Raw genomic sequence first — 25,333 nt, forward strand, 5'->3', positions numbered from 1 at the left:
CGGCAAAATGTAGGCCGTGAGCGCAGTTTCTGTTTCTGAGTCCGGTGTCAGGCCGATTTTGGCCGACGCCGTCGATCTGGCCCGCCGTGCGCTCCTGGAGTTGGAACCAGCTGGAGTCGGGGCGCATCTCGGCGTGGCTGCCGAGGACGACAGCGCGGCGACCCACCGCTTCGAGGCCACCCTGCCCGGCTATCGCGGCTGGCAGTGGGCGGTCGTGGTGGCGGCCCCACCGGAGGCCGACTACGCGACGGTGAGCGAATCGGCGCTGCTGCCCGGCCCCGACGCGCTGGTCGCGCCCGAATTCGTGCCGTGGGACCAGCGGATCAGGCCCGGCGATCTCGCGCCCGGTGACCTGCTCGCCCCGCCGCCGAACGACCCGCGCCTGGTGCCCGGTTACGTCGCCAACGGCGACCCGGCCGTCGACGAGGTCGCCACCGAGATCGGCCTCGGCCGCACCCAGGTGATGAGCCTCGAGGGCCGCGAAATGGCCGCCGAGCGCTGGTACGGCGAGTTCGGCCCCGACACCGAGATGGCCAAGGCGGCACCGTCCACCTGCGGCCTGTGCGGCTTCTACCTCCCGCTCGCCGGTTCCCTGCGCGCCGCCTTCGGTGTCTGCGGCAACGCCATGGGCGCCGACGGCCACGTCGTGCACGCCGCCTACGGCTGCGGCGCCCACTCCGACACCGTCGCCCCCACCGGCGGTGGTTCGCCGCTCTACGAGGCATTCGACGACGCCGCGGTGGAGCTGATCCCCGCCGAGGAACTCGCGCCGGTCAAGGAAACCCCTGCGGCCGAAGCGGCTGCCACGGAGGTGGCCGACCCCGCTGCGGCCGCGGCCGATGCGGCTGCGACGCCGGTGACCGACCCGGCGGCAACTCCTGCCGCCGAGGCGGATTCGGCGGCTGCGACGCAGGTCGCCGACACTGCGGTGGAAACGCCTGCGGTCGAGGGCGAAGCGGCTGCCACCGATGCGGTCGCACCGGTGGTGGAAACGCCCGACGCGTCCGTTGCGTCGGAGGTCGAGACCGTGTCGGAGGACGTCGCTGTTGTCGCGGAGACGACACCGACTGGGGAAGCGCCCAGTGCCGAGTCCGGATCTGCCGAGTCCGTGCCGAACGCTGAGACCACGGTTGCGGAGGCCGACGCGGCAGTTGCCGCAGGCACCGAGACCCCGACTGCGGTCGCCGAGACCGGCAGTGCTGCTGCGGGTGACGCGGATGCTACGGATTCCGCGCCCAGTGTCAGCGTGCAAGCAGATGACGAAGGTGGCTCTGCCGCTGTGGTTACCGAGTCTGCCTCGGACACCGCGGCCGCCGATGCCGCGGCGGAAGGCGAGCCGAGCGTCGCAGCGGAGCCGAGTGCGGCCGGTAGCGCTGCCGACGAGGCTGTGGTTGCGCGGGCCGCCGACGAAAGTGGCGTCGCCCCTGCGGATGCCGAGGCTGCCGTGGATAACTCGGGCGGGACGGCTGCCGACGCGGCGGCTCCGGCTGACGACGCCGAAGTCGCGCAGGCGTCTTCGGGTGACGAGCAGGCTGCCGATGGTGCGGCCGAGGTGGCTGAGGGCCGGGCGGTCGAGTCATCGCCGCAGAACTGACCGAGACGGCCGATCCGTTCGGCACGTCGGCGTTGCGGGCGGGTGTGCTTGCCGCATGGCGTGATTCGCCGACCCGGTTGCGCGAGGACGCGGCGACCGAGGCGGATCTGGTGCGCGCCGGGTACCGGGACCGGCTGCTGACCGAGCTTGCGCAGAACGCCGCGGACGCGGCCGCCAAGGCGGGTGTCGCCGGTCGGCTGCTGGTGCGACTGGACGGTGGCGCGTTGCATGTCGCCAATGCCGGTGCGCCGCTGGATGTCTCCGGTGTGCACGCGCTGACCGCGCTGCGGGCGTCCGGCAAGTCGGATGTCGCCGCTGTCGGTCGGTTCGGTGTCGGTTTCACCGCGGTGCTGTCGGTCAGCGATGAGATCGAGTTGCGTTCTGCCACCGGGTCGCTGCGGTTTTCGCGCGAGCTGACCTGGGATGCCCTGCGAGAGCACGGCATTCGCATCCCCGGGAGCTCAGCGGAGGACGCCGACGGTTTCGCGCCACCGGTGCTGCGGATGACCTGGCCGATCGAGGCCGCGCCGATGGCCGGTTTCGATACCGAGGTCGTGTTGCGGCTGCGCCCGGCGGTGGACGCCGCCGCCCTGCTCGCGGGTATGCACGCCGAAGCGGTCGACCTGCTGCTGGAACTGCCTGCGCTACAGAGCATCACGATCGATACGGCGGAGTTCACCAGCACGACCGCGGATCTCGGGAACGGCTTGCAGGAGGTGCGCGTCGCCGGTCCTGGTGACACCCATCGAGTCTGGTGGCAGTATCGCGCGCCCCACGCCCGCTGGCTGCTCCCCATCCGCAACGGCAGGCCGATCCCCGCCGCCCCGGATGTGCTGCGCGCCCCGACCCGATCCGACGAGGAACTGTCCCTCCCGGCCCTGCTGATCGCCGACATCCCCATGCAGCCGGACCGCCGCCGCCTGCTTCCCGGCGCTCGCCTCGCCGAATTGGCCACCGGCTACGCCGATTTCGCCCGTGCCCTGCCGCCCCGCGATCGCCTCGTGCTGGTTCCCACCCCCGCCTTCGCGCGCAGCGAGGCAGACGGCTTGCTCCGCGAAGCTCTCGTTCGCGACCTCCAGACCCATCCCTGGCTGCCGGTCGTCGCTACCCGGCACACCGCCCCTGAAGTCGCTGACGACGCAGCCACCGGCCTGTACGACCCCGCGCCGCACCACGGTTCGCCCGGCACACTCAGCCCAGCCGGCACGGCGGCATCGAGTTCGCCCGCAGGCGGAACCCCGGAAGCCGGCGGCTTCACCTTGTTCGACGCACCGAGCGCCGAATCCGTCGAAGTACCGACCGCTGATTCGGTTGACGCACCGCTTACCGATTCACTCGGCGGGCCGCTGAACGATTCGCTCGGCGGGCCGCTCAACGATGCGACCGGTGGGCTGCTTACCGATTCGCCGCACAGGCAGATCGATGTCGCCGTGCCGACCCGGGCAAGCGCGCTCACCGGCTTGACCGAGGAATTGGCGCGACTGCTCGATGATGTCGTTGGCCCACTGGTGATCCCGGAGTTGTCCGGCCGCGGGCAGGCCGAGGCGCTCGGCGTGCTGGATGTGCACCGTCTCGGTTTGGCGCGCTTGGCGGAGCTGTCGAGCGGACTGGAGCGCCCGCCGCACTGGTGGTACGCGCTGTATGCGGCGCTGGAGCCGTTCGTGGTGGATCCGCTGGCCGCCGAAGAGCTTGGTGCGCTTGCTGTTCCGCTGGCCGACGGCCGCCTGGTCACCGGCCCGCGCACGGCGGTGCTCGACGACCAGCTCGAGGTCGCGATCCCGGTGCATTGGGCCAGGCTGGTGCACCCGGAGGCCGCGCACCCTTTGCTGGCCCGGCTTGGTGCGCGTTCGGCGACCGCCGAAGATCTGCTGAGCGAGCCGGATCTCCGCGCCGAGCTGGAAGATCACCCGGACGACCCGGACATCACCGATGCCGTGCTCCGTCTGGCCGCGCACGCCGATCCGGCCGCCCTCCCGTCTTGGCTCGGGCTGCTGGAATTGCCCGATGCCGAGGGCGAATCGCGGCCCGCCGACGAACTGCTGCTGCCCGACGCACCACTGCGTGAGCTGCTGGTCGAGGATTCACCGTTCAGTTCGATCGACCCAGCCATGGTGGAACGCTATGGCGCGCAAGCGTTGCGGGCCATCGGCGTCGGCTGGGACTTCAGCGTGGTGGTCGAGGCCGATCCCACCGGCCCGGATCACGACCTCGATGACGAGGATTCCTGGTGGTCGACGCTGCCGGAGGATCCGCCGGAACTGGCCGCCGTCCGCGATCTGGACCTGGTGGACGAGGCCGCGTGGCCGGAAGCGTTGTGGCAGTTGGCTTCCACCCCGCGCACCCGCCGTCTGCTCACCGACCGCGAGGGCTACACGGCGTGGTGGTTGCGCGCCAACGCGCGCATCGATGGCACCCCACTGGGTTTGTTCCGTCACCCCACGGACACCGAATTCGCCGGCCTACTGCCGACATTCGCCGTGCCCGGCCTGACGGAGGACGCTGCCGCGGTCCGCGCGGTACTCGCCGACCCCTCGGTGATCACTCCGGAATTGGCCGCGGCCTTGCTAGAGGCTCTCGCGGATGCCGAGAAAACGCCTACCCCCGAGGTCATTTCGCGAACCCATGCGCGATTGGCCGCCGCTGTCGCCGCGGAGTACCTCGATCTGGCCGACCTCGAGCTGCCCGATCGGGTGCGCGCACTGTCGGGTGCTGTCGTCGATCCGGCGCAAGCCGTCGTCCTCGACCAGCCCTGGTTCGGTCTCGCACTGCCCCCGAATCGCCTGGTAGTCGGCGACATCGACACCGCACCCGCGCTGGCGACGCTGCTCGACCTGCCGCTGGTTTCGGAGTCCGTCACCGCCGAGGTGCTGAGCGCGGGCCGCCGTACCAGCTGGTCCGCCGAACCGCTGGGTGTCGTACTGCGCCAACTCTTCGCATTGCCGCCGCAGGCGGGCGACCTGGTGCTGCACGACGACCTGACTGTACGTCTGCACGGCGCGGTCGAAGTCACCGCCTCGGTGCCCTGGTGGCGCGAGGGCGACACGGTGCACTTCCGGGTGCCACGGTAAGTCCCCGCGAATCCGGCTGTGCCGCAGCGATAGCGGGCTAAGCCGCGTACTCGGAGATCATGTGGCTGAGCAGATCGAGCTGCGCACGCACGCTCTCGCTGTCGTTGTCCACCAGCCAGCGCAGCACCACTCCGTCGATCACATTGAGGGTGAATCGGCTGAGCGAGGTGAGCGGGACCGACCACTGATTCCCGGTCGCGTCGCGCGCGTGTTCCAGGATGTCGGCGACGGTGGAGTCGTTGAAGTTGTACTGTTCGCGGGCAATCGCGAGTTTCGCCGGAGTTTGCTCACCCTCGCGCAGTGCGTAAGTCGTCGTTTCATAAGTGAGCAGTTGACGTTCCGGAGTGGCTTCTATGTTGAGCCACATGAGTTCCAGTCCCGCGCGGATCAATTTTTGAAGTGCTTCTTTTCCACTTCCGACGTCCTGCCATACCGTTTCATTGGCGTCGACAGAATCGCGTAATTCCATCGACAGCGCCTTGACCAGCTCGGTCATCAGCGCGTCCTTGTTTTCGAAACAGTAATGGACCACACCAAGCGAGACGCCCGCCGCTTGGGCGACATCGCGCGTGGTCACGCCCGCAACGCCCTTTTTTTCGGCAAGACCGATCGCGGCCTCGATAAGGTGGGCCCGTCTTTCTTCGACGCTCAATCGGGAGGACACCCCAGGGAGTTAAGCGCTCGCGAAGCGTGCAGTCAATTCGTCGGTGGAAAAATCTCGACTGGACGAGTGACCAGTTGTGTGGTTCAGTGCCATCAGATCGAAGGAGGCGCGTATGTCGCTGTCGCGCAGAGCCGTTCTTGCCCGAAGCGTTGTCGGTTCGGCGACGCTGGCCGCCGCGGCGGCGGTGCCCGCCATGTCCGGCCCGCTCGGCGCCACGGCGGCGGCCGCTCCCGGCTCCGGCGGGTACGAGATCGGTGTCGGCCTTTCCGACATCACCGGTCCGGCCGCGGAATGCGGAATGATGGGTTATTCCCAGCTCGAGCAGCAGACAGCGGGCATCCACCTGCGCCCACGGGCGCGGGCGTTCATCATCGGCCACGGCGGGCGGCGCATTGCGTTCGTCGTCGCGGAGAACGGCATGATCTTCCAGTCCGTGCACCGCGGCGTGCTCGCCGAGCTGGCCCGCCGCTTCGGCGATCGGTACACCGAGCAGAACGTGCTGCTCACCTCGACGCACTCGCACGCGACCTGCGGCGGCTCCAGTAACGATTACGCATACAACCTGTCCATCTTGGGTTTTCAGCAGCAGGTGTACGACGCGGAGGTCGACGGCATCGTGGCGGCCATCGCCGCCGCGGACGCCGATCTCGGCCCCGGCTCGCTGGCCCTCGGTCACGGCGAGCTACACAACGCGAGCGTCAACCGTTCGCGGGTGGCGTGGGAGCTCAATCCGGTTGCCGACAAAGAACACTTCCCGGGAGCCATCGATCCGGCGGTGACCGCCCTCTCCCTTGTCAAGGGCGGTCGGCAGGTCGGCGCCATCACCTGGTTCGCCACCCACAACACCTCGATGACCAACGAGAATCGCCTGATCAGCTCGGACAACAAGGGTTACGCGTCCTTCGCCTACGAGCACATCGAGCACGGCGTGCGCTATCTCGACGGCGCACCGGATTTCGTCGCCGCCTTCGCACAGACCAACGCGGGCGACATGTCGCCGAACCTGAATCTGCGCCCGGGCTCCGGCCCCACCGAGGACGAGTTCGAGAACACTCGCATCATCGGCGAGCGCCAGTACGCCGCGTCGAAAGCCGCACTGGCCCAAGCGCGATCGATGAGCGGCCCGGTCGACTCGATGCTCTGTTACATCGACCTGGCCGACATCGCCGTCGACGGCCGGTTCACCCCGGACGGACAGCCCAGGCGCACCGCCCCCGCGGCGGCAGGCGTCTCGCTTATCGCGGGCAGCATCGAGGACGGGCCGGGGCTCCCCGGCGCACCCATCCCGGAGGGGGTGCGCAATCCGTTCCTCCAGTCGCTCGGTGGCCAGGATGCTCCCGTGCCCGCGTGGCTCGCGGATGCCCAAACCCCCAAGGCGATTGCCGTGCCGTTCGGGCTGATGCCGCCGGTCGCGTGGGTGCCGAATGTGCTGCCGATCCAGCTCGTTCGGGTCGGCGAGCTCTACCTGGCCGCCGCGGGCGGGGAGTTCACCATCGCCTCGGGCCTGCGCGTGCGCCGTGCCGTCGCGGCCGCGCTCGGCGTGCCGCTGGAGCAGGTGCTCCTGCAGGGCTACGCCAACGCCTACCACGAATACGTCACCACCCCTGAGGAATACGACGCACAGCAGTACGAGGGCGCCTCGACCCTGTTCGGCCGCTACACCCTCTGCGCGTACCAGCAGGAATTCGCCCGGCTGGCAACGGCATTCGCCGCCCGTCAGGTGGTGCCGCGCGGCCCGGCCCCGCGCGATGTGTCCAACCTGCAGCCGAACTTCCAGCCCGGCGCGGGACCGGACACCGTCCCGCCCGGTCGCACCTTCGGCGACGTGCTGACCCAGCCCGCCCCGGCATACCCCCCGGGCACGCAGGTCGCCGCCGAATTCGTCTCCGCCCACCCGAAACACAACATCCGCCGCAACGGCACCTTCCTGGAAGTGCAGCGCCAGCAGGCGTCAGGGGAGTGGGTGCGGGTGGCCAACGAGGGCGAATGGGCGGTGAAGTTCTTCTGGAGCAAGCGCGGCACGGCCGAATCCGTGGCGCGGTTCACCTGGGACATTCCCGCCGACGCCGCGCCGGGGCGGTATCGGTTCCAGCACTACGCCGACAGCCTGAGCCCCGACGGCGCACTGCACCCGTTCACCGGAGCTACCAACGACTTCCAGGTCGGCTGAGCGGCCTCACAGCCCCGTCTGCGCACCCTTGTCGCCGCGGCGTGCCCCGCGCCGCTGGATCAGGAAAATACCCAGCGCGAGCACGCCGACCACCATGCCCATCAGGCAGACCGGCAGCACCGAGGCCCACCGGTCGCCGGTGGCCCACACCACCACGGTGGCGAGCAACCACAGCGCGCTGCCGACCGCGAGCACCGGCCTCGGGTCGGTGAGCCGCGCCGGGATCTGGGGCACTTTCTGCGTCACAGTCATAGCCTAGCGGCGAGAACACACGTCGGACGCGCACCCGTCCCGTATCGTTCACCTCTGTGACAACGCCATCCGATGTTCGAGCCCTCGCTGGTGAGCTCTCACTGGCGGTGGTTCGTCTGACGCGTCATCTGCGCGGCCGCCGTGCCGACTCGCAGATTTCGCTGACGCAGCTCTCCGCTCTCGCGACCCTGTCTCGCGACGGCGCGATGACCCCCGGGGCGCTTGCCGCCAAAGAACGCGTCCAGCCGCCGTCGATGACGCGCGTCATCGCCTCGCTCACCGATCTCGGCTTGGTCGAACGCAAGCCGCATCCGACCGACGGCAGGCAGATCATCGTCTCGCTGTCCGACGCGGGGTGTGCCCTCATCGCCGATGAGACCCACGCCCGCGAAGCCTGGATGACCGAGCAGCTGTCCAACCTCACCGAGGATCAGGTCGTCGTGCTCACCAAGGCCGTCGCCATCATGAAGCAGATCGTCGCCGAATCCGAGTGAGCTTGCCCGGCCGGTGCTTTCGCCGGTGCTACCGGGCGCCGAACGGCTGATCGCTGTCGACGATGTCGCGTCCGAGCGGGAACAGCGACAGGGGGATCAGCTTCAAATTGGCCCAGCCGAACGGGATTCCGATGATCGAGATGAACAGCGGAATGCTGGTGAGCAGGTGGCCGAGCGCGAGCCACCAGCCCGCGACGACGACCCAGATGATGTTGCCGATCAGCGAACCCGTGCCCGCGCCCGGCTTCTCCACCGTGGTCCGGCCGAACGGCCACAGCGCGTACGCCGCGATCCGGAACGACGCGATGCCCCACGGAATCGTGATGATGAGAATGCAGCAGATGATCCCGGCCAGGATGTAGCCCAGTGCCATCCACAACCCGACGAACACCAGCCAGAGGATGTTGAGGACGAGCTGAATCGGCTTCATGCCCACCAGCATGCCAGCAGAGCGGGGATCCGGACATTTCTCCTGGATCACAGTCGCCACTCGACGGCATGACTCAGAAGAACCAGCCAAGTACGGCGTCCCGGTCGGCGGCGAAGGCCTCTTCGAAGGCGTGCAGGTGGTTGGTGTCCTTGGCCTGCAGGCGGTTTGCGGCGGCGAACACCCGGGCGGGGTAGGCACCGAGGTACATGCTGCCAAGGACGTCGATGCCGAGTTCGATATCGGCAGCCCGGGTCGTCGGCGCGCACTCGGCGCGGCCGTCGCGGACGGTGAGCGCGAAGGTGCCGCCCGCGTCGCGGAACGGATCGGTCACCGCGAGTACGAGATCCAGGTCCCGCTGATAGGTGCGTGCCGCGAGCGCCGCGGGAATGTCCATGAGCCGCAACCACAGTCCGTCATAGCGTCCGGTGGTCCGCACCAGCCGGGTGTTGGTCAGCAGATAGGGCAGCGGATCGTTGTCGCTGAGCGTGACCGACACCTGCTTGACCAGATCGAGCCCCAGGAGCGCCCGCCAGAGCGCCGCATGGGCGTCGGCGGTCACCGCGCGCAGCTCGACCACGTCGACGTCCATGCCGGTTTCGCGGTAGTGGTAGCGGTACAGCGCATAGCCATCCGGGTGGGTGAACACGAAAAGGCTGGTGCCGCCGCGCCGCGAACGTTCCGCGTCGGCGAACAGCCCGGCCCAGGAGGCGTCCGGCCGCACCTGCGCGCCGGGCACGAGCCTGCGCCACCGGTCGTACACGGCCTTGATGTGCTCGGCGGCCTCGTCCGGCGCCGCCAGGTCGACACCGCCCGGATTCGGGGCGGTCGGCCGGAATTCGGCGAAGCGGCGATCGATGGTGACCGCGTTCTCGCGCACCGTCGGTCCGTAACCGAAGCGTCCGTAGATGGTGGCTTCGCTCGCGGTGAAGATGGTCAGCGGCAGCCCGGCCGCCTCGGTGCGCCGATGCTGCTCGGTGTACATCGCGCGCAGAATGCCGCGCCGCCGATGCGTCGGTGCCACACCGACCGCCGCGATGCCGCAGGCGTCGACCGCCCGTTCGCCCGGCACGGTCACCGTCATGGTCCTGGACTGCACGTGCCCGACGATCCGCGCGCCGTCCGCCGCCACGATCGCGCCCTCCGGTGGGAACAGCTGTCGGTAGCGGTCGAGCTCGGCCTCGTCCGGTCGACCGCCGAAGGAGGTGGCCACCAGCGTCCGGATCGCGGTCGCGTCATCAGGGGTGGCGGATCGGATAGTGATGCCGTTCGTCAGCGTCATCGTTGCACCCTCCCACGCCGCGACACCGCGCCGCACTCCAATTTCGGCGGGCCTACGACCTATCGTCGCCGACCGCCGGGGAGGCGACCCCACGCGCCTCCCCACCGGCGAAGATGACACCTGTGCCGGTGTTTGTCCGGATTACCCGGCAGGATGTAGCGCGTGGCCGAAGTGATCGATATCGACGACCCCGCCGACCCGCGGGTCGATGACTTCCGCGACCTGAAGTCCGCCGACCGCCGACCCGATCTGCCCGGCCGGAAGGGCCTGGTGATCGCGGAGGGTGTGGTTGTCGTGCAGCGGATGCTGGACTCCCGGTTCGCGCCGACTGCGCTGCTCGGCGTGGAGAAGCGTCGCGCAGAACTCGCGGACGATCTCGTCGCCGTCGACGTGCCGTACTACCGCGCCTCGGCCGAGGTGATGGCCGAGGTGGTCGGCTTCCACCTCAACCGCGGCGTGCTCGCTGTCGCGCGCAGGCCCGCGGAACTGGAGCTGGACGAGGTGCTCGACAAGGCGAGCACGGTCGCGGTGCTGGAGGGCGTCAACGATCACGAGAACATCGGCTCGATGTTCCGCAACGCGGCCGGACTCGGCGCGGCGGCCATCCTGTTCGGCGACCGGTGCGCCGACCCGCTGTACCGGCGCGCGGTGCGGGTGTCCATGGGCCACGTGCTGCGCGTTCCGTTCGCTTCCGTCCCCGACTGGCCGCACGGTCTGGATATACTGCGGCGCAAGGGCTTCCAGATCATCGCGCTCACGCCGAACCCGGCGGCGGTGAATCTGGCCACGGCGATGACGGGGGAGCGGGTGGCACTGCTGCTCGGTGCCGAAGGACCGGGTTTGAGCGAGGACGCGATGCGAGCCACCGACGTGCGCGCGCGCATCCCGATGTCACCCGGCACCGACTCGCTCAATGTCGCCACCGCGGCCGCGATGGCCTTCTACGAGCGGGTACGAACGTGAGGGAGCGTCAGCGAGCGAACCGAAGATACAGCGTGCCGGAGCGCACGACGGAGCCGAGCGCCAGCGAGGCGGAGTCGTGAATTATCCGCCGTATCAGGGTCCGACCCCGTGGGGCGCCGGCGTCGGCGTCGCGATCATGGTCGCGCTGCTGGCCGCGGTCGCGGTGTTCTCCTTCGGTCGCGCGCTCGCCGAGGTGCATCCGCTGCTCGCGGTGGCGGTGAACCTGGTCGCGGCGGGCGGCGCCGCGCCGACCGCCTGGCGGATGCGGTGGGAGCCGGTGACGAGGTGGGTGGTCGGCGGCGGTGCGGCGGGCGTGCTGCTGGGGTGGGTGGCGTTGCTGATCAACGGGCTGGCGGCCTGAGACGTACCGCGGTCAGGACACGCGATCGTGCCCGCGTAGCCAGCTGAACAGACCGCGTCTGGGGCGCACGGTGGCCGGCTCGTGCTGTTGCGGGGCGAGGGTGGCCGGGTCGGGCGCTTGGCCTTTCGGGTACAGCGTGAACCCGCACACCGCGACGTCGCCGGGGACCAGCGCGCCCTCGGCGGCCGGAGCGCGGTAGTGGAAGCCGAGCCACTCGTTGTTGGCGGCGTCGGCGAAGTCGGGTGGGTCGAACGGCAGCGTCTGCGGGTCGGGCAGCTCGCCCGCCTGCCAGCGCACCGGATGTTCGCCCGCCCAGTACGGGCGCTCCCAGACCAGCGGCAGGCCCTCGTCCTCCAGGATGTTCACCCGGCTGGAACTGAACGCCCTGCGGAATTCGCCTCGCTCCCAATGCGCGAACGCACCCCAGCCATGCGCGGTGTCGAAGGACACCAGATAGGTGTGCTCGGAGGCCAGAGGACGAACCAGCAACTCCGGCAGCTCGGTCGGGTGGATGCGGGCGGCCTGCGCCGAACACACCACCGTCACGCCCGGGTAGCAACCGATGTACACCTCGTCGAGGTCCGGACCCGCGCAGCCCGCGAGAGTACCGACCATGATCGGCAGCACGTCCCGGTCGCTGTGCAGCTGTTTCGCAAGCGCCAGTGCGGCATCGGGATCCGGATCATGGTTGGCGCGCAGTACCGTCAACGGATCGGGTGCGTCGACGTACCAGAGGGACGAAGCTTTCGATAGCATTTCCGGCACCTCCCGATGGTTGCACGAATCAGCTCCGCGAACTTCGAGCAACGCACGGGGGTTTCGAACAATTCACCGCTGCGGTGAACCACCCGACGCCGTCGCGCGCAGTCGACAACACACCAAAAAATCTACTCGCCTCGAGCCCGTCCAGGCGCACCTTCAGCTTCTGAACACGCTGGGGAACCCAGCTATCCGGTCGCGCCCAATTCTGTGGCGCAGCCGACGAAGGCACGCCACCGTGGTGGCGTGCCTTCTTGTCGTTCAGCTTTGGGGGTCTCGCTCAGTGGCCCGAGCTGCGCACTCCGAGCAGGACGTCCTCCCAGGACGGCATGGGTGCCTTGCCGCGCTTGGTGCGTGCGGGCTTGGCTGCCGTCTTGCCGTTGGCGGCGGGCTTGGCCGGTTCCTCGGCGGCGGGCTTCGTCGACGCGGCGGGCGCGGGCGGGGCGGTTTCCGCGGGGGGCTCGGCAGGCGGAGTCGGTGCCGGCGCGGTGGGCGCGGGTGCCGGGCTCGCCGCAGCGGGCGTCGTCGTAGTTGCCGCAGTGGGGGTTGCGGTCGCGCCCGCGGTGATGGCGGGGGTGCTGGTGCCACCGGCCGCGACGGCACGCTGCTCGTAGTACTCGTCCAGGGTGGGCTGGCTCTGCCGGGCCGCGGGGCGCGCGGGCGGCGCCGCCGGGGTGGGGCGTGGCTCGACCACCGGCTCGGGCTGCGGTGCGGGCGCGGCCACCTCGGGCTCGGCGGGCAGGATCGTCGCGAGACCGCGTAGCGCTCGGCCGAAGTCGGGATCGATCAGGTCCGAGGCGGGGTCGTCGAGCGGGGAGACCGAGCCGCCGTGCGCGTCGGGCTGGTAGCGCCAGTGCGCGGCGATTTCGGAACGCCCGTTCTGCCACTGCAATTGGGCGACCCAGAAACCTTTTTCGTCTTTCCAGGCGTCCCATTCGGCGCCTTCGATGTTGTGCCCGCGCTCGGTGAAGGCGGCGGTGACGACATCGATGAGGGTTTCCACGGCGGGGCCGTCGGGGCGGACGGGATGCGCCTTCTGCGCGAGTTCGGCAGCGCGGGCACGCTCCAGCAACACCGGGTAGGCGAACCGCTCGACGCGGCTGGCCGGCATGCCGGATTCTTCGGTGACCTGGTCGACGGAGGCACCGGCCCGGATTCGAGCCTGGATATCGCGAGGACGCATAGTTGCTTCCATTTCGATCTCTATCTGGCCGAATCGGGCAAGGTCTCCGCGTGCTGCGGCTCGTAGCTTGTCGTCGGCGGGAAGCCGGTACTTCGCTCCGGACTCGGTGTCGATACACACGATGTGCGTGGAGTCGGGCGTCACCCCGATCACTCGAAGTTCACGCACCGTTACCTCCTTACCGCGTCGACTCGCGACACCGCCCACTTTCCGAAACAGTAGTGCACTTCTGGGATCCGTGGGGCGAGACACGCGGGGCGGAAATCTCTGTGCAGACTCCCGCACCCCGCTAATCTGCTCTGTTCGACTTAGCGCACCACCGGAAGCGGCGTGTCGATTGTGGCGTGTCGCGCTCGGATTCGGCTGTTGTCAGCCCAGATTCTGCACGACCCAGTCGATGCTACGGGTCAACTGGCTGATGTCTTCCGGGTCGATGGCCGGGAACATGCCCACGCGCAGCTGGTTGCGGCCCAGCTTGCGGTACGGCTCGGTGTCCACGATTCCATTGGCACGCAGCACCTTCGCCACCGCGGCCGCGTCGACCGAGTCGGCGAAGTCGATGGTGCCGACCACCTGCGAGCGGTGCGCAGGATCGGTGACGTACGGCGTGGCGTACTCGCTCGACTCGGCCCAGTTGTACAGGCGCGACGACGAATCCAGCGTCCGCTTGACCGCCCAGTCCAGGCCGCCGTTGCCGTTGAGCCACTCGATCTGGTCGGCGAACAGCAGCAGGGTGGCCAGGGCCGGGGTGTTATAGGTCTGCTCCTTGGTGCTGTTGTCGATCGCGATCGGCAGCGACAGGAACTCCGGGGTCCACCGGCCGCTCGCCTTGATCTCGTCGACCCTGGCCAGCGCGGCCGGGCTCATCAGCGCGACCCACAGGCCACCGTCGGCGGCGAAGCACTTCTGCGGCGCGAAGTAGTAGACGTCGGCGTCGGCGATGTTGACCGGCAGACCACCCGCGCCCGAGGTGGCGTCGATGGCGATCAGCGCGTTCTCCGAGCCCGCCGGGCGCTGCACCGGAATGGCGACACCGGTGGAGGTTTCGTTGTGTGCCCAGCCGATCAGGTCGGCCGAGGGGTCCGACACCGGCTCCGGCGCGCTGCCCGGCTCCGCCGAGATGACGATCGGGTCGCCGATGAACGGGTTGCCCTTGGCCACGGCGGCGAACTTGGAGCTGAACTCACCGTTGGTCAGGTGCAGCGAACGCTCGCGGATCAGGCCGAAGGCCGCGGCATCCCAGAACGCCGTCGTGCCACCGTTACCGAGCACCACCTCGTAACCGTCGGGCAGGGCGAACAGTTCGCGTAGGCCCGAGCGCACCCGCGCGACCACATCTTTCACCGGCTTCTGCCGGTGACTTGTTCCGAACACCGAGGCGCCGACCGTCACCAGAGACTGCAACTGCTCCGGTCGCACCTTGGAGGGGCCACAGCCGAACCGTCCGTCGGCGGGCTTGAGGTCGTCGGGAATCGTCGGGAACGCAGTGGTCATGCCGAACAGGGTAAAGCGTGTCGGACCAGCTCGGTTCGTGCGGGTCGGCAGCTGTGCCCTCCGCCACCGGCGCTCGCGCGGGCACCCGCTGCCGGAATTGTCACGGTCCACTCCGGTTGCGGTGGTATTACTGTGTCGCGCACCACACTCCAGCTAACCTTTGCGCCCATGAACATGGCGCCGGCTAACTCGGGGTGGCGATTGCTCGGTCGACGACCACGGACCTTCGGGCTGCGCATCGGCGCGATGTCCGACAGCGCGCGCCGTGAGTTGCTGCTACACGGCACCCTCGGTTCGGCAACAATTCTCGGCGTGCGGCCGAGCAACAAAGCGGTCGCGGGCGAGCACGACGCGGACGGCTCGTCGCCGTGCCAGGTGTTCTGGGTGCGGGTCGAGGTCGACGGGGTGGCGCCGTACGAGGCCAGGGTGCGGCAGCGGGTGTCCGCGGCGAACCTGGAGTGGATGCAGCCGGGCGATGTCGTGTGCTGCCGGGTCGACCCGGGCGACCGGGAACGGTTGGTGCTGTACGTGCCGGAGTTCGCGGAGACCGGCCGGGTCAGCGTCGCGAAGATTCTCGCCGACGGCCGCCGCGCCGACGCGACGGTGCTGGCCGCGGCCCCGGTCGCCGCGGACTACGTCGGTCGCGATGATCCGGTGCTGCGCCTCGACCTGGAGCTGCGCGCCTGGGACGAGCCGACCCCCTGGCTGGTCCGGCTCGTCCAACCGGTTCCGCTGCCCGCGATCGGGCTGGTCGATCTGGGTCAGCACCTGGAGGTCGCCTTCTTCACCGTCGACCACGGCGAATCGGTGGCCGTCGACTGGGCCGCCTCCCTCGGCGAGGACTGACCCGGCCTCACAGGTGGACGAAGGTGAAACCCAGCTCGCGCAGGGTGGGCAGGACGGCGATCATGCCCGCGCCGGTGCCGGACTGCGGTCGGTGCATGTGGGCGAGCGAAATCGCCCCCGGCGCAGCGGCATTCATCGCGGAGCGGACCTTGGCGGCGCTCGCGGTCGCGCCGTAGTCGGCGTTGATGCTGAAACCGACCGGGGTTTCGCCCAATTCGTGCACGATGGCGACCGCGACATCGTCGTAGTGCGCGGTGCCCGCGCGGAAGAAGCGGGGCGGCTTGCCGACCAGTCCGGTCAGCCGCTCGTGGTTGGCCCAGACCTCGTCGGCCGCCTCCTGCGCCGAGCCGGTGCCCGCGATGCCGTAGGCGGCGCGGCCGTTCACCGAGAGCGGCTTGTGCGCGACACCGTGATTGGCCAGCTCGAACAGCGGGTTCACCGCCAGCTGACCGGCCCGCACCGGGTTCGCGTCGATCCAGCGTTTGTTCAGGAACAGCGTGGCCGGAATCTGCTGGGTGACAAGGAAGTTGATGAGCGAGTCGTCGATGTCGTTGTTGCCAGGCCCGCCGCACGCGTCGAAGGTCAGGGCCAGCTGCTTGCCGGTGGCCGCGAAAGTGCTTGTGATGCCCTGCATTTGCACGCCCCACCGTTGCGGCTGGTCGGCGGCGTGCCTGGCGGCCACCGCGGCGGGTGAGTTGTCCGGTGGCGGCGCGGTCTTGGACGCCACTGCGGCGTCGCCGATCGAGGTCCGGGCGCGGGTCGAACTCGGTGCTGCGGCCGCGGTATCGCTGTGGGCGGTCCCGCATCCAGTGGCGGCGAACCCGGCGGCCAGCGCGGCGGCGACGCCGAACATCCGCCGCGACATTCCTCGTTCCTGCACCCCGGCCCTCCTCCATCCGTCCGGACCCGGATGCTACGCGAGCCGAATGTCCTGTTGGTGCAGGACATTCGGCTCGCGGTGATGCACTCTGGCTATTGCTAGGCGTGCTGGATGCTCGCCCAGCCCGCGACGTCGGCAGGCTGCCGCGGCGCCGGTCCGGTGTAGATGGCCGCCGGGCGCACCAGCTTGCCGAGCTGCTTCTGCTCGAGGATGTGCGCACACCAGCCCGCGGTCCGGCCACAGGTGAACATGGCGGGCATCATGTGCGCGGGCACCTCGGCGAAGTCGAGGATCACCGCGGCCCAGAACTCCACGTTGGTCTCGATCGCCCGGTCCGGGCGACGCTCGCGCAGCTCGGCCAGCGCGGCCTGCTCCAGCGCGGCGGCCACCTCGTAGCGCGGCGCGGCGAGCCGCTTGGCGGTGGCGCGCAGCACGCGGGCGCGCGGGTCCTCGGCCCGGTACACCCGGTGCCCGAAGCCCATCAGCTTTTCCTTGCGGTCCAGGATGCCCTTGACCAGTGCCCGTGCGTCGCCGGTCTTCTCGACCTCTTCGATCATCGGCAGCACGCGCGCGGGCGCGCCACCGTGCAGTGGGCCCGACATGGCGCCGATCGCGCCGGACAGCGAGGCCGCGACATCGGCGCCGGTGGAGGCGATCACGCGTGCGGTAAAGGTGGAGGCGTTCATGCCGTGCTCGGCGGCCGACACCCAGTAGGCGTCGATCGCCTCGGTGTGCTTGGGGTCCGGGTCACCCTTCCAGCGGGTCATGAACCGCTCGGTGACCGTGTTGCACTCGTCGATCTTCTTCTGCGGGACCGCGGGCTGGTAGATGCCGCGCGCGGACTGCGCGACGTAGGACAGCGCCATCACCGAGGCGCGGGCCAGGTTGTCGCGCGCGGTTTCGTCATCGATGTCCAGCAGCGGCTGGTAGCCCCAGATCGGGGCGAGCATGGCCAGGCCGGCCTGCACGTCGACGCGCACGTCACCGGTGTGCACCGGCAGCGGGAAGGGTTCGGCGGGCGGCAGGCCGCGACCGAACTCGCCGTCCACCAGCAGGGCCCACACGTCGCCGAAGGTCACCTGCCCCTCGACCAGGTTCTCGATGTCGACGCCGCGGTAGCGCAGCGCGCCGCCGTCCTTGTCGGGCTCGGCGATGTCGGTGGTGAACGCCACCACACCCTCGAGGCCGCTGACGAAATCGCTGGGTACGGCGGTCTGCCCGGTGGGGACCGCGGGGCTGGTAGTCATGTCGGGACTTCTCCTTGCACTTCGGGACGCGCTCCGTAGCGACTGCTCGCAGCTCGCTAGAACAGGCCTGATCCTCGGCGATGCGGGATATAACGAGGCTCGCCGAGCACATGCCGATCAACAACACCTTAGATCCTTGCTACCCCGGAGTAACGTCTGGCCCATGCGTGACCTGGACAATTCACCTGGCGGCCAGGAGACGGCCGATACCCTGCCGAGCACCGATTTAGCGGGCATGCGCGCCGAGTACGGTGGCCCCCCGTTCGGCAGCGGCGAAGACGTCGATCTGGACGAAACATGGCTGGCCGGCGGCTGGGAGCCGTTGCTGCGCCACTGGATCGAGCAAGCGACCGCGGTCGGCGTCGCGGAGCCGAACGCCATGGTGCTGGCCACCGTTTCGCTGGCCGACGGCACGCCGCGACCGGTCGCCAGAACCGTCCTGTGTAAAGGGCTCTCCCCCGAGGGTGTGACTTTTTACACGAACTACGACTCGGCCAAGGGCAGCCAGCTCGCGGCCGTCCCGTTCGCCGCCGCCACCTTCGTCTGGCCCGCACTCGGCAGGCAGGTGCATGTGCGCGGCGCGATCGAGCGGGTGCCCGCCGAGACGACCGAGGTCTACTGGCGCTCCCGGCCGCGCGACTCGCAGCTGGGCGCGTGGGCCTCGCGCCAGTCGAAGCCGATCGGGTCGCGGGCCGAGTTGGACCGCACTATGGCCGAGACGATCGCGCGCTTCGAGAATGTCGACGAGATTCCGGTGCCGCCGCACTGGGGCGGCTTTCTGCTGCGCCCGGACGAGGTGGAGTTCTGGCAGGGCCGACGGGGCAGGCTGCACAACCGGATTCGGGTGCTCATCGAGAACGGCGCCATGAAAGTGGAGCGACTACAACCCTGAACTATTCCCGACCGGCCGGTGAGAAATCTCGTATCGAGCCGGTCGGGTTCGACTCGCTACGCTCCCGCCGGTGAGATTGCTGGCCGATACCGCTCCGCTGCGACATCCCGACTTCCGGCGTCTGTGGACCACGGGCATCGTCACCATGATCGGCGCGCAGCTGTCCATCGTCGCGGTGCCGCAGCAGATCTTCCAGATCACCGGCAGCTCAGGGTATGTCGGCCTGGCCGGGCTGTTCGGCCTGGTGCCGTTGATCGTGTTCGGGCTGTGGGGCGGCGCGCTCGCGGATGTGATGGACCGGCGCAAGCTGATGCTCATCACCAACGCGGGCACCGGGCTCACCGCGGTGGCGTTCTGGGCGCAGGCCGCGTCGGGCATCGACAACGTCTGGGTCGTGCTCGGCCTGTTCGCGGTGCAGCAGGCGTTCTACGCGGTGAACCAGCCGACGCGCAGCGCGGCCATCCCGCGCCTGCTGCCGGAAGACCAACTGGCCGCGGCGAATTCGCTCAGCATGACGGTGATGCAGTTCGGCGCCATCGCCGGACCAGTGCTGGCGGGCGCGCTGATCCCGGTGATCGGACTGTCCACCCTGTACTTGATCGACTCCATCGCCCTGCTCGCCACGATCTGGGCGGTGTGGAAGTTGCCCGCGCTGCCGCCGACCGGAACCGCGCGCAAGGCCGGATTCCGCACGGTGCTGGACGGCTTCGGCTACCTGGCCACGCAGCGGATCTTGCTCGCCTCGTTCGCGGTGGACGTGATCGCCATGGTGTTCGGCATGCCGCGCGCGCTGTTCCCGCAGATCGCGCACGAGACCTTCGGCGATCCGACCACCGGCGGGGTCGCGCTCGGGCTGCTGTTCGCGTCCATGTCGGTGGGCGCGGTGCTGGGCGGGGTGTTCTCCGGCTGGATACCGCGCATTCAACGCCAAGGCCTGGCCGTACTCGTCTGCATCGTGCTGTGGGGCCTGGCCATGGTCGGCTTCGGCGCGGCCGTCGGCTTCACCGGGCACGGACTCGGCGTAGGCCTCGGGCTGTCGCTCGCGCTGCTCTGCTCGGCCTTCGGCGGCGCGGTGGACATGGTCTCGGCCGCGCTGCGGGTCACCATGCTGCAGCAGGTCGCGACCGACGAGATGCGCGGACGATTGCAGGGCGTGTTCATCGTGGTCGTCGCAGGTGGGCCGCGAATCGGTGATGTTGCCCACGGTTTTGCGGCGGCGAGTCTGGGTACCGCCGTCGCGGCGGCCGGTGGCGGTGTTCTCGTGGTGATCGGCGTGGTGATCGCCGCTATCGCATTCCCGGCATTCGTGCGATACCGGGTAGGGCGCGCACATGCGGAAATAGTGGCACCATGAGCCTGCGAATATCCAGCAATCGCTGTTCGGCGCGTACTTCGGACCTCACACCGCCACGAGATGTTTGTGAGGTCGCACAGGACTACCCTCCTGGTTGTCCGCGTCGGTGAACGTCTAGCGTTGAGACAAGTGCATCGTGCGCCGACCGCGACGATGCCTACGGTTCTAGCCTGAGAGGGATCCTTCCGTGCCCGCTGAGAACATCATCAACGTCGACGAAGACGCCAAGCCGGTGCTTACCTACCCCGGCGGGGAGTTCCCGATGACGGTCGCCAAGGCCGCCGAAGGTAACGACGGAATCGAGCTGGGAAAGCTGCTGGCCAGCACGGGTTACGTCACCTACGACCCGGGCTTCATGAACACCGCCCCGACGAAGTCGGCGATCACCTACATCGACGGTGAGGCAGGCATCCTGCGCTACCGCGGGTACCCGATCGACCAGCTCGCGGGTTCTTCCACCTTCATCGAGGTCAGCTACCTGCTGATCTACGGCGAGCTCCCCTCGCAGGCCCAGCTGGAAGACTTCACCGACCGGATCCGCAGGCACACGCTGCTGCACGAGGATCTCAAGCGCTTCTTCGACGGCTTCCCGCGCAACGCGCACCCCATGCCGGTGCTCTCCTCCGCGGTGAACGCGCTGTCGGCCTACTACCAGGACTCGCTGGACCCGCGCGACCCCGAACAGGTCGAGCTGTCCACCATCCGGCTGCTGGCCAAGCTGCCCACCATCGCGGCCTACTCCTACAAGAAGTCGGTCGGCCAGCCGTTCCTCTACCCGGACAACTCGCTGAGCCTGGTGGAGAACTTCCTGCGGATGACCTTCGGCTTCCCGGCCGAGCCGTACGAGGTCGACCCCGAGGTCGCCGCGGCGCTGGACATGCTGCTCATCCTGCACGCCGACCACGAGCAGAACTGCTCCACCTCGACGGTCCGGCTCGTCGGCTCCTCCGACGCCAACCTGTTCACCTCGGTGTCCGGCGGCATCAACGCCCTCTGGGGCCCGCTGCACGGCGGCGCCAACCAGGCGGTGCTGGAGATGCTCGACGGCATCAAGTCCGACGGCGGCGACGTCAAGGAATTCATCCGTAAGGTCAAGAACAAGGAAGACGGCGTGAAGCTCATGGGCTTCGGGCACCGCGTCTACCGCAATTACGACCCGCGCGCCGCCATCGCCAAGAAGCACGCCGACGCGATCCTCAACAAGCTCGGCAACGACGAGCTGTTCGAGATCGCCCAGGCGCTGGAAGAGGCCGCGCTCACCGACGACTACTTCGTCGAGCGGCGCCTGTACCCGAACGTCGACTTCTACACCGGCGTCATCTACAAGGCCATGGGCTTCCCCACCCGCATGTTCACCGTGCTGTTCGCGATGGGCCGACTGCCGGGCTGGATCGCGCACTGGCGCGAAATGCACAGCGAGCCACTGAAGATCGGCCGCCCGCGGCAGATCTACACCGGCTACGGCGCCCGCGACTACCGCGAGATCACCAACCGTTAGTTCCACCATCACCACCATCACCCACCGAAGGGGATATGCCGAATGACCAAGCCGGAGATCGAGTTCCAGGGTGGGCCCGCGCCCGCCGAGCTGGTGATCAAGGACATCATCGAGGGCGAAGGCAAAGAAGCCGTGCCCGGCGGCAACGTCGAGGTGCACTACGTCGGCGTTGAGTTCGACACCGGCGAAGAATTCGACTCCTCCTGGAACCGCGGCGAATCCATCAACTTCCCGCTGCGCGGCCTGATCCAGGGCTGGCAGGACGGCATCCCCGGCATGAAGGTCGGCGGCCGCCGCCAGCTCACCATCCCGCCGGAGCTGGCCTACGGCCCGGCCGGTGCGGGACACCCGCTGGCAGGCAAGACGCTGGTCTTCGTCATCGACCTGCTGGACGCCAACTAAACCGAGACGCGTACCGCGGCCCGTGTTCCACTGAGTGGAGCACGGGCCGCGGTCGCGCTATTCGCGGACGATCTCGACCGGATCGGTGAGGGCCAGGGCGAGTGCGGACTGCTGGGCCGAGCTGCGCTGGGGGAGTGCGTCTACGGCTTTGTCGGTCTGGGTGCTCAGGTTGTTGACGATGGTCTGCAGTTGGGTGACGCCGCCGGTGAGTTGACTGATGGCGCTGACCAATTGGGCGCCGCCCTCGTCGGCGAGCTTGGGCAGGCCCTCGGCCAGCTTCGCTCCCTCGTTCAATTGCGCACTGGCACTGGTCAATCGGTCGACCACGGTGCGAAGCAGCGTGCCGAGGTCGGTGTTCGGGTCGACCGCACCGCCGACCAGCGAGCCGAGGCCGGTGAGCTGGGCGCCGGCTTGACCCGAAATGCCCTGGAGCGCTTCGAGTTTCTTGATGATGTCGGCCAGCGCCGGATCATCGGCGAAGGGCAGGGCGCGCAGCAGCGGGAGGATTTGGTCCAAGCCGGAGTTCACGGTGTCGGCTGTCTGCTCGACCTGAGCGATCGTGATGCCGGTCGAATCCAGCGCGGAGGCAAGCTCGTTCGCCTGCTTGGCGGCGCCGTCGACGGTCGAGTTCAGCAGTGCGATGGCCGAAGTCAGCTGTGCGGAGCCCGCTTTGGCGAAACTCAGGAAGCCGAGCAGCTGGTCGGCGCCTGCGCTGAACTGCTCGGTGCCCGAAGCAGCCGTGTTCACCCCGGCTTTGAGCAACTGTGCAGTGAACTGCACCTGCGACATCTGACTGCGGGCCTGCCCGACGGCCGCGAGCGCGGCGTCGACTCCCGCCGCACCGACCCGGTGCGTCACCTCGGACACCGCGCCGTTCACCAGGTCGGTGTCGGCACCCTGGTGGGTGGCGACGGTGACCTTGGCCCGGCGCGGCTGGGTACCGGCCAGGGTGCCCATGGATTCGGTGAGGTCGGCGGGCAGGGTGATCACCGCGGCGTAGTCGTCGGTGCTCGCCTCACCTGGCTTTGCGGCGGTCCATTCGTACCCACCCGCTTCCGTCAGCGCCTTGACGACCCGCGCGCCCGTCGGCCCGGAATCGGCGTTCACCAGCGCGATACCGGTGGGGCGGTCGTCGGATCGGCTGCACGCGGTGAGGCCGGCACCGAGCGCGCCAGCACTGACGAGAGCAACGGCGAGAAGAGCCCAGCGGGCACGTTTTCCGATCACAGCCAGACGATAGAGCCGCCCCATGACCCAACCGCTGGCGTTTCTATGAGAGTTCGCTAAGGACCCACGGCGGTCGGATCGGGCAGATCGAGCACGAGGCGGATGCCGCCTAGTGTTCCGTCATCGAAATAGGCGCGCCCACCGTGCAATTGGGCTTGCTGGGCGACCAGGGCCAGGCCCAGTCCGGAGCCGCCCTTACTCGCCTGACTACCGCGGAAGAACCGATCGAACACGGCCTGCCGCTCGTGCACCGGGATGCCGCGACCGTTGTCATCGATACTGATCACGATGTGCCCGTTCGGCGCCCGGTGCGCGGACACCAGCGCCTCGGTGGCCCGCCCGTGCTTGACCGAGTTGGCCAGCGCGTTGTCCACCGCGAGCCGCAGACCCGCGGGCAGCCCACGGGTGACCAGCTCGGTATCGCTGTCGATGCGGACCTTCAAACCGGGGAAGTGCCGCATGGCGTCGTGCGCGGCCTGATCACACAGGTCGCCGACATCGGTGGCGACGTGGTCGCGTTCGTTGGTGAGATCGCCGGTGGCGAGGCGCTCCAGCGCGGCCAGCGTGGTCTCCACCCTGCCCTGACTGCGTTGCAGGTCGGCGAGGATCTCGGTGCGCTGTGCCTCGTCTAGGTCCAGGGTGCGCAATACCTCGAGGTCGGTGCGCATGGCGGTGAGCGGCGTGCGCAACTCGTGCGCGGAGACGGCGGCGAAATCGCGCGCGGTCTCCAAGGCCGCCGCGGTCGCGGACTGTGCCTGGTCCACCCGTTGCAGCATCGTATTCACCGCGTCCGCCAGCTTTTCCGCCTCCCGTACGCCCGACCCGTCGACCGGTGTCTGCGGGTTATGCGGATCGGGCAGGCCGCTGCGCGCGCCGACCTGGCGGGTGAGCCGCACGATCGGGCGCACCGCGCGTCCGGCCAGCAGCCAGCCGAGCGCCGCTGCGGCGGCGATGGCGATCAACGCGCCGCCGAGTACCCAGCGCTGCTGGTCCGCGGTGGCCGCGGCCGCCGAGGCGGCGGGGATGCCGATCGAAACCACCCGTCCCGCAGGCTGGTTCTCGGTCGTCGACAGGATGCGATAGGGCGTGCCACCGACCGGGACGGTGCGCGAACCCGGTGCCAGATCGGGCAATTGGGTCGGCGTGCTCGCGGTAACCGTGCCGTTGTCGCGGACCGTGACGGCCATGTCGTTGTTCAGACCCGTCAAGCTGACGAACCGGACCGCGATGACCGGTTCGATCAGCACGATGCGCGCGGCGATCGCGAGCTGCTGATCGGATTGCTGCACATTGTTGCGCTCGATCGCGTGAATACTGATCACGCTGATCACCGAGACGATCACGATCGCACCGGCCGCTGCCGCGCCCGCGACCCTGGTGCGCAGCGAAAAGGCCCGGCGCCGACGGGATTTCGGCGCGGCGACCTGCGTCATTTGGGCGCCCGCAGCACGAACCCGACGCCGCGGATCGTGTGCAGCAGCCGCGGTGCGCCGTCCACCTCCAGCTTGCGCCGCAGGTAGCCGACGAAAACGTCCACCACATTGGTGTCGGCCGCGAAGTCGTAGCCCCACACCAGTTCCAGCAACCGTTCCCGGCTGAGCACCACGCCGACATTGCGCGCCAGCGTGGACAGCAGCTCGAACTCCCGCTTGGTGAGCTCGATTTCATCGCCGTTCAGCAGCGCGCGATACCCGGCGACATCGACTTCGAGCGGGCCGACGGTGATCGCGCCCGGCGTCGCGGGGGACTGGGTGTCGGTCCGCCTGCGCAGCAGCGCCCGGATCCGGGCGACCAACTCGGCGAGCACGAACGGCTTGACCAGGTAATCGTCGGCACCGGACTCCAGCCCGGAGATGCGGTCGTCCACCGATGCGCGCGCACTGAGCACGCAGATCGGCACCTCGTTGCCCATTGCGCGCAACGCAGTGACCACCCCGGCACCGTCGAGCACCGGCATGTTCATATCGAGCACGATCGCGTCCGGCGCGTGCTCGTTCACGCTGCGCAGCGCCTGCGCCCCGTCCCTGGCGACCAGCACATGGAACCCGGACAGCCGCAGCCCCCGCTCGACCGAGGCGAGCACGTCCTCGTCGTCATCGACGACGAGGACGGTCGGAGTAGAGGGCGTCACATCACTCATTCTGCTCCCCCGCCTCTCCGAGACTCGAGGCCAGTCGCGAGTGTCGCGAGTGTCGCGTTGGCGTCCGGCGGTGAGATAGCGGGCAGGTCAGCCGGTACCCGGTGAGTTACCCATGTCCTCACGAGATCAGGTGACC

Annotated in this window: 23 protein-coding genes; 11 read left to right on the plus strand and 12 right to left on the minus strand. The window is 68.9% G+C overall.

Features of this window, described 5'->3' with window-relative positions; all coding sequences use genetic code 11:
* The first annotated feature begins 16 nt into the window (after positions 1 to 16).
* Both DMB37_RS41985 and DMB37_RS24480 read left to right on the plus strand, forming a co-directional pair.
* Positions 17 to 1,594 carry a DUF3027 domain-containing protein gene (locus DMB37_RS41985; RefSeq protein ID WP_135234684.1) on the plus strand — a complete coding sequence of 526 codons (1,578 nt, stop codon included), beginning with the start codon at positions 17 to 19 and terminating at the stop codon, positions 1,592 to 1,594.
* A 44-nt stretch (positions 1,595 to 1,638) separates the two neighbouring features.
* On the plus strand, positions 1,639 to 4,662 hold the full coding sequence (locus DMB37_RS24480) for a sacsin N-terminal ATP-binding-like domain-containing protein (RefSeq protein ID WP_135234685.1): 3,024 nt from the start codon (positions 1,639 to 1,641) through the stop codon (positions 4,660 to 4,662).
* A gap of 37 nt (positions 4,663 to 4,699) precedes the next feature.
* Here DMB37_RS24480 and DMB37_RS24485 read toward each other — a convergent pair whose 3' ends face one another.
* Entirely contained in the window at positions 4,700 to 5,314 is a 615-nt protein-coding gene (locus DMB37_RS24485; protein WP_228540917.1) for a TetR/AcrR family transcriptional regulator, read from the minus strand.
* Positions 5,315 to 5,438: 124 nt separating this feature from the next.
* Between DMB37_RS24485 and DMB37_RS24490 the strand changes: the two genes are divergently transcribed.
* Positions 5,439 to 7,496 carry a neutral/alkaline ceramidase gene (locus tag DMB37_RS24490; protein WP_135234686.1) on the plus strand — a complete coding sequence of 686 codons (2,058 nt, stop codon included), beginning with the start codon at positions 5,439 to 5,441 and terminating at the stop codon, positions 7,494 to 7,496.
* A gap of 6 nt (positions 7,497 to 7,502) precedes the next feature.
* On the opposite strand, the gene DMB37_RS24495 is transcribed toward DMB37_RS24490, so the two are convergent.
* Complete coding sequence (locus tag DMB37_RS24495) at positions 7,503 to 7,748, minus strand: DUF2530 domain-containing protein (RefSeq protein ID WP_107654043.1); 246 nt, start codon at positions 7,746 to 7,748, stop codon at positions 7,503 to 7,505.
* Positions 7,749 to 7,804: 56 nt separating this feature from the next.
* On the opposite strand from DMB37_RS24495, the gene DMB37_RS24500 reads away from it, so the two are divergent.
* Complete coding sequence (locus DMB37_RS24500; RefSeq protein ID WP_107654044.1) at positions 7,805 to 8,242, plus strand: MarR family winged helix-turn-helix transcriptional regulator; 438 nt, start codon at positions 7,805 to 7,807, stop codon at positions 8,240 to 8,242.
* Between the two features lie 28 nt (positions 8,243 to 8,270).
* Here DMB37_RS24500 and DMB37_RS24505 read toward each other — a convergent pair whose 3' ends face one another.
* Together DMB37_RS24505 and DMB37_RS24510 are read right to left on the minus strand one after the other, a co-directional pair.
* Positions 8,271 to 8,672 carry a YccF domain-containing protein gene (locus tag DMB37_RS24505; protein ID WP_135234687.1) on the minus strand — a complete coding sequence of 134 codons (402 nt, stop codon included), beginning with the start codon at positions 8,670 to 8,672 and terminating at the stop codon, positions 8,271 to 8,273.
* A 73-nt stretch (positions 8,673 to 8,745) separates the two neighbouring features.
* Positions 8,746 to 9,951 (minus strand): GNAT family N-acetyltransferase, encoded by a 1,206-nt coding sequence (locus DMB37_RS24510; protein ID WP_135234688.1) that lies wholly within the window; start codon positions 9,949 to 9,951, stop codon positions 8,746 to 8,748.
* Positions 9,952 to 10,113: 162 nt separating this feature from the next.
* On the opposite strand from DMB37_RS24510, the gene DMB37_RS24515 reads away from it, so the two are divergent.
* On the plus strand, positions 10,114 to 10,914 hold the full coding sequence (locus DMB37_RS24515) for an RNA methyltransferase (RefSeq protein ID WP_135234689.1): 801 nt from the start codon (positions 10,114 to 10,116) through the stop codon (positions 10,912 to 10,914).
* Between the two features lie 76 nt (positions 10,915 to 10,990).
* The gene (locus DMB37_RS41420; RefSeq protein ID WP_255508304.1) at positions 10,991 to 11,275 is read left to right on the plus strand and encodes a DUF2537 domain-containing protein; all 285 of its coding nucleotides are present in this window, start codon (positions 10,991 to 10,993) and stop codon (positions 11,273 to 11,275) included.
* A gap of 12 nt (positions 11,276 to 11,287) precedes the next feature.
* Here the strand turns inward: DMB37_RS41420 and DMB37_RS24525 are convergent, their stop codons facing one another.
* The 3 genes from DMB37_RS24525 to serC all read right to left on the minus strand — a co-directional run bounded on the left by DMB37_RS24525 (position 11,288) and on the right by serC (position 14,711).
* On the minus strand, positions 11,288 to 12,031 hold the full coding sequence (locus DMB37_RS24525; protein WP_135234691.1) for a hypothetical protein: 744 nt from the start codon (positions 12,029 to 12,031) through the stop codon (positions 11,288 to 11,290).
* Between the two features lie 283 nt (positions 12,032 to 12,314).
* Entirely contained in the window at positions 12,315 to 13,385 is a 1,071-nt protein-coding gene (gene sepH, locus DMB37_RS24530) for a septation protein SepH (protein WP_135234692.1), read from the minus strand.
* A gap of 201 nt (positions 13,386 to 13,586) precedes the next feature.
* Positions 13,587 to 14,711, minus strand: coding sequence for a phosphoserine transaminase (gene serC, locus DMB37_RS24535; protein ID WP_135234693.1), 1,125 nt, complete (start codon positions 14,709 to 14,711; stop codon positions 13,587 to 13,589).
* Between the two features lie 168 nt (positions 14,712 to 14,879).
* Between serC and DMB37_RS24540 the strand changes: the two genes are divergently transcribed.
* Complete coding sequence (locus DMB37_RS24540; RefSeq protein WP_135234694.1) at positions 14,880 to 15,557, plus strand: hypothetical protein; 678 nt, start codon at positions 14,880 to 14,882, stop codon at positions 15,555 to 15,557.
* 7 nt (positions 15,558 to 15,564) lie between these two features.
* Here the strand turns inward: DMB37_RS24540 and DMB37_RS24545 are convergent, their stop codons facing one another.
* Both DMB37_RS24545 and DMB37_RS24550 read right to left on the minus strand, forming a co-directional pair.
* Entirely contained in the window at positions 15,565 to 16,437 is an 873-nt protein-coding gene (locus DMB37_RS24545; RefSeq protein WP_240771641.1) for a polysaccharide deacetylase family protein, read from the minus strand.
* 98 nt (positions 16,438 to 16,535) lie between these two features.
* Positions 16,536 to 17,684, minus strand: a complete 1,149-nt coding sequence (locus tag DMB37_RS24550) for a citrate synthase 2 (protein WP_135234695.1) — start codon at positions 17,682 to 17,684, stop codon at positions 16,536 to 16,538.
* A gap of 163 nt (positions 17,685 to 17,847) precedes the next feature.
* Between DMB37_RS24550 and pdxH the strand changes: the two genes are divergently transcribed.
* From pdxH to DMB37_RS24570, 4 genes are all read left to right on the plus strand, one after another.
* A complete protein-coding gene (pdxH, locus tag DMB37_RS24555) occupies positions 17,848 to 18,576 on the plus strand; it encodes a pyridoxamine 5'-phosphate oxidase (RefSeq protein WP_135234696.1) in 729 nt (242 codons plus the stop codon).
* A gap of 70 nt (positions 18,577 to 18,646) precedes the next feature.
* Positions 18,647 to 19,930, plus strand: coding sequence for an MFS transporter (locus DMB37_RS24560; protein WP_135234697.1), 1,284 nt, complete (start codon positions 18,647 to 18,649; stop codon positions 19,928 to 19,930).
* Between the two features lie 187 nt (positions 19,931 to 20,117).
* On the plus strand, positions 20,118 to 21,428 hold the full coding sequence (locus tag DMB37_RS24565; protein ID WP_135234698.1) for a citrate synthase: 1,311 nt from the start codon (positions 20,118 to 20,120) through the stop codon (positions 21,426 to 21,428).
* A gap of 42 nt (positions 21,429 to 21,470) precedes the next feature.
* Positions 21,471 to 21,830 carry an FKBP-type peptidyl-prolyl cis-trans isomerase gene (locus tag DMB37_RS24570; protein ID WP_135234699.1) on the plus strand — a complete coding sequence of 120 codons (360 nt, stop codon included), beginning with the start codon at positions 21,471 to 21,473 and terminating at the stop codon, positions 21,828 to 21,830.
* A gap of 57 nt (positions 21,831 to 21,887) precedes the next feature.
* Here DMB37_RS24570 and DMB37_RS24575 read toward each other — a convergent pair whose 3' ends face one another.
* Genes DMB37_RS24575 through DMB37_RS24585 form a run of 3 tightly spaced genes read right to left on the minus strand, consistent with a single transcriptional unit; the run spans position 21,888 to position 25,197 of the window.
* A complete protein-coding gene (locus tag DMB37_RS24575) occupies positions 21,888 to 23,057 on the minus strand; it encodes a hypothetical protein (RefSeq protein ID WP_135234700.1) in 1,170 nt (389 codons plus the stop codon).
* Positions 23,058 to 23,113: 56 nt separating this feature from the next.
* The gene (locus DMB37_RS24580) at positions 23,114 to 24,490 is read right to left on the minus strand and encodes a sensor histidine kinase KdpD (protein WP_135234701.1); all 1,377 of its coding nucleotides are present in this window, start codon (positions 24,488 to 24,490) and stop codon (positions 23,114 to 23,116) included.
* Positions 24,487 to 25,197, minus strand: coding sequence for a response regulator transcription factor (locus tag DMB37_RS24585; RefSeq protein ID WP_107654058.1), 711 nt, complete (start codon positions 25,195 to 25,197; stop codon positions 24,487 to 24,489). Before DMB37_RS24585 ends, DMB37_RS24580 begins: the two co-directional genes overlap by 4 nt.
* Positions 25,198 to 25,333 lie beyond the last annotated feature (136 nt).

Source organism: Nocardia sp. CS682, assembly GCF_004634405.1.
Taxonomy (GTDB): domain Bacteria; phylum Actinomycetota; class Actinomycetes; order Mycobacteriales; family Mycobacteriaceae; genus Nocardia; species Nocardia ninae.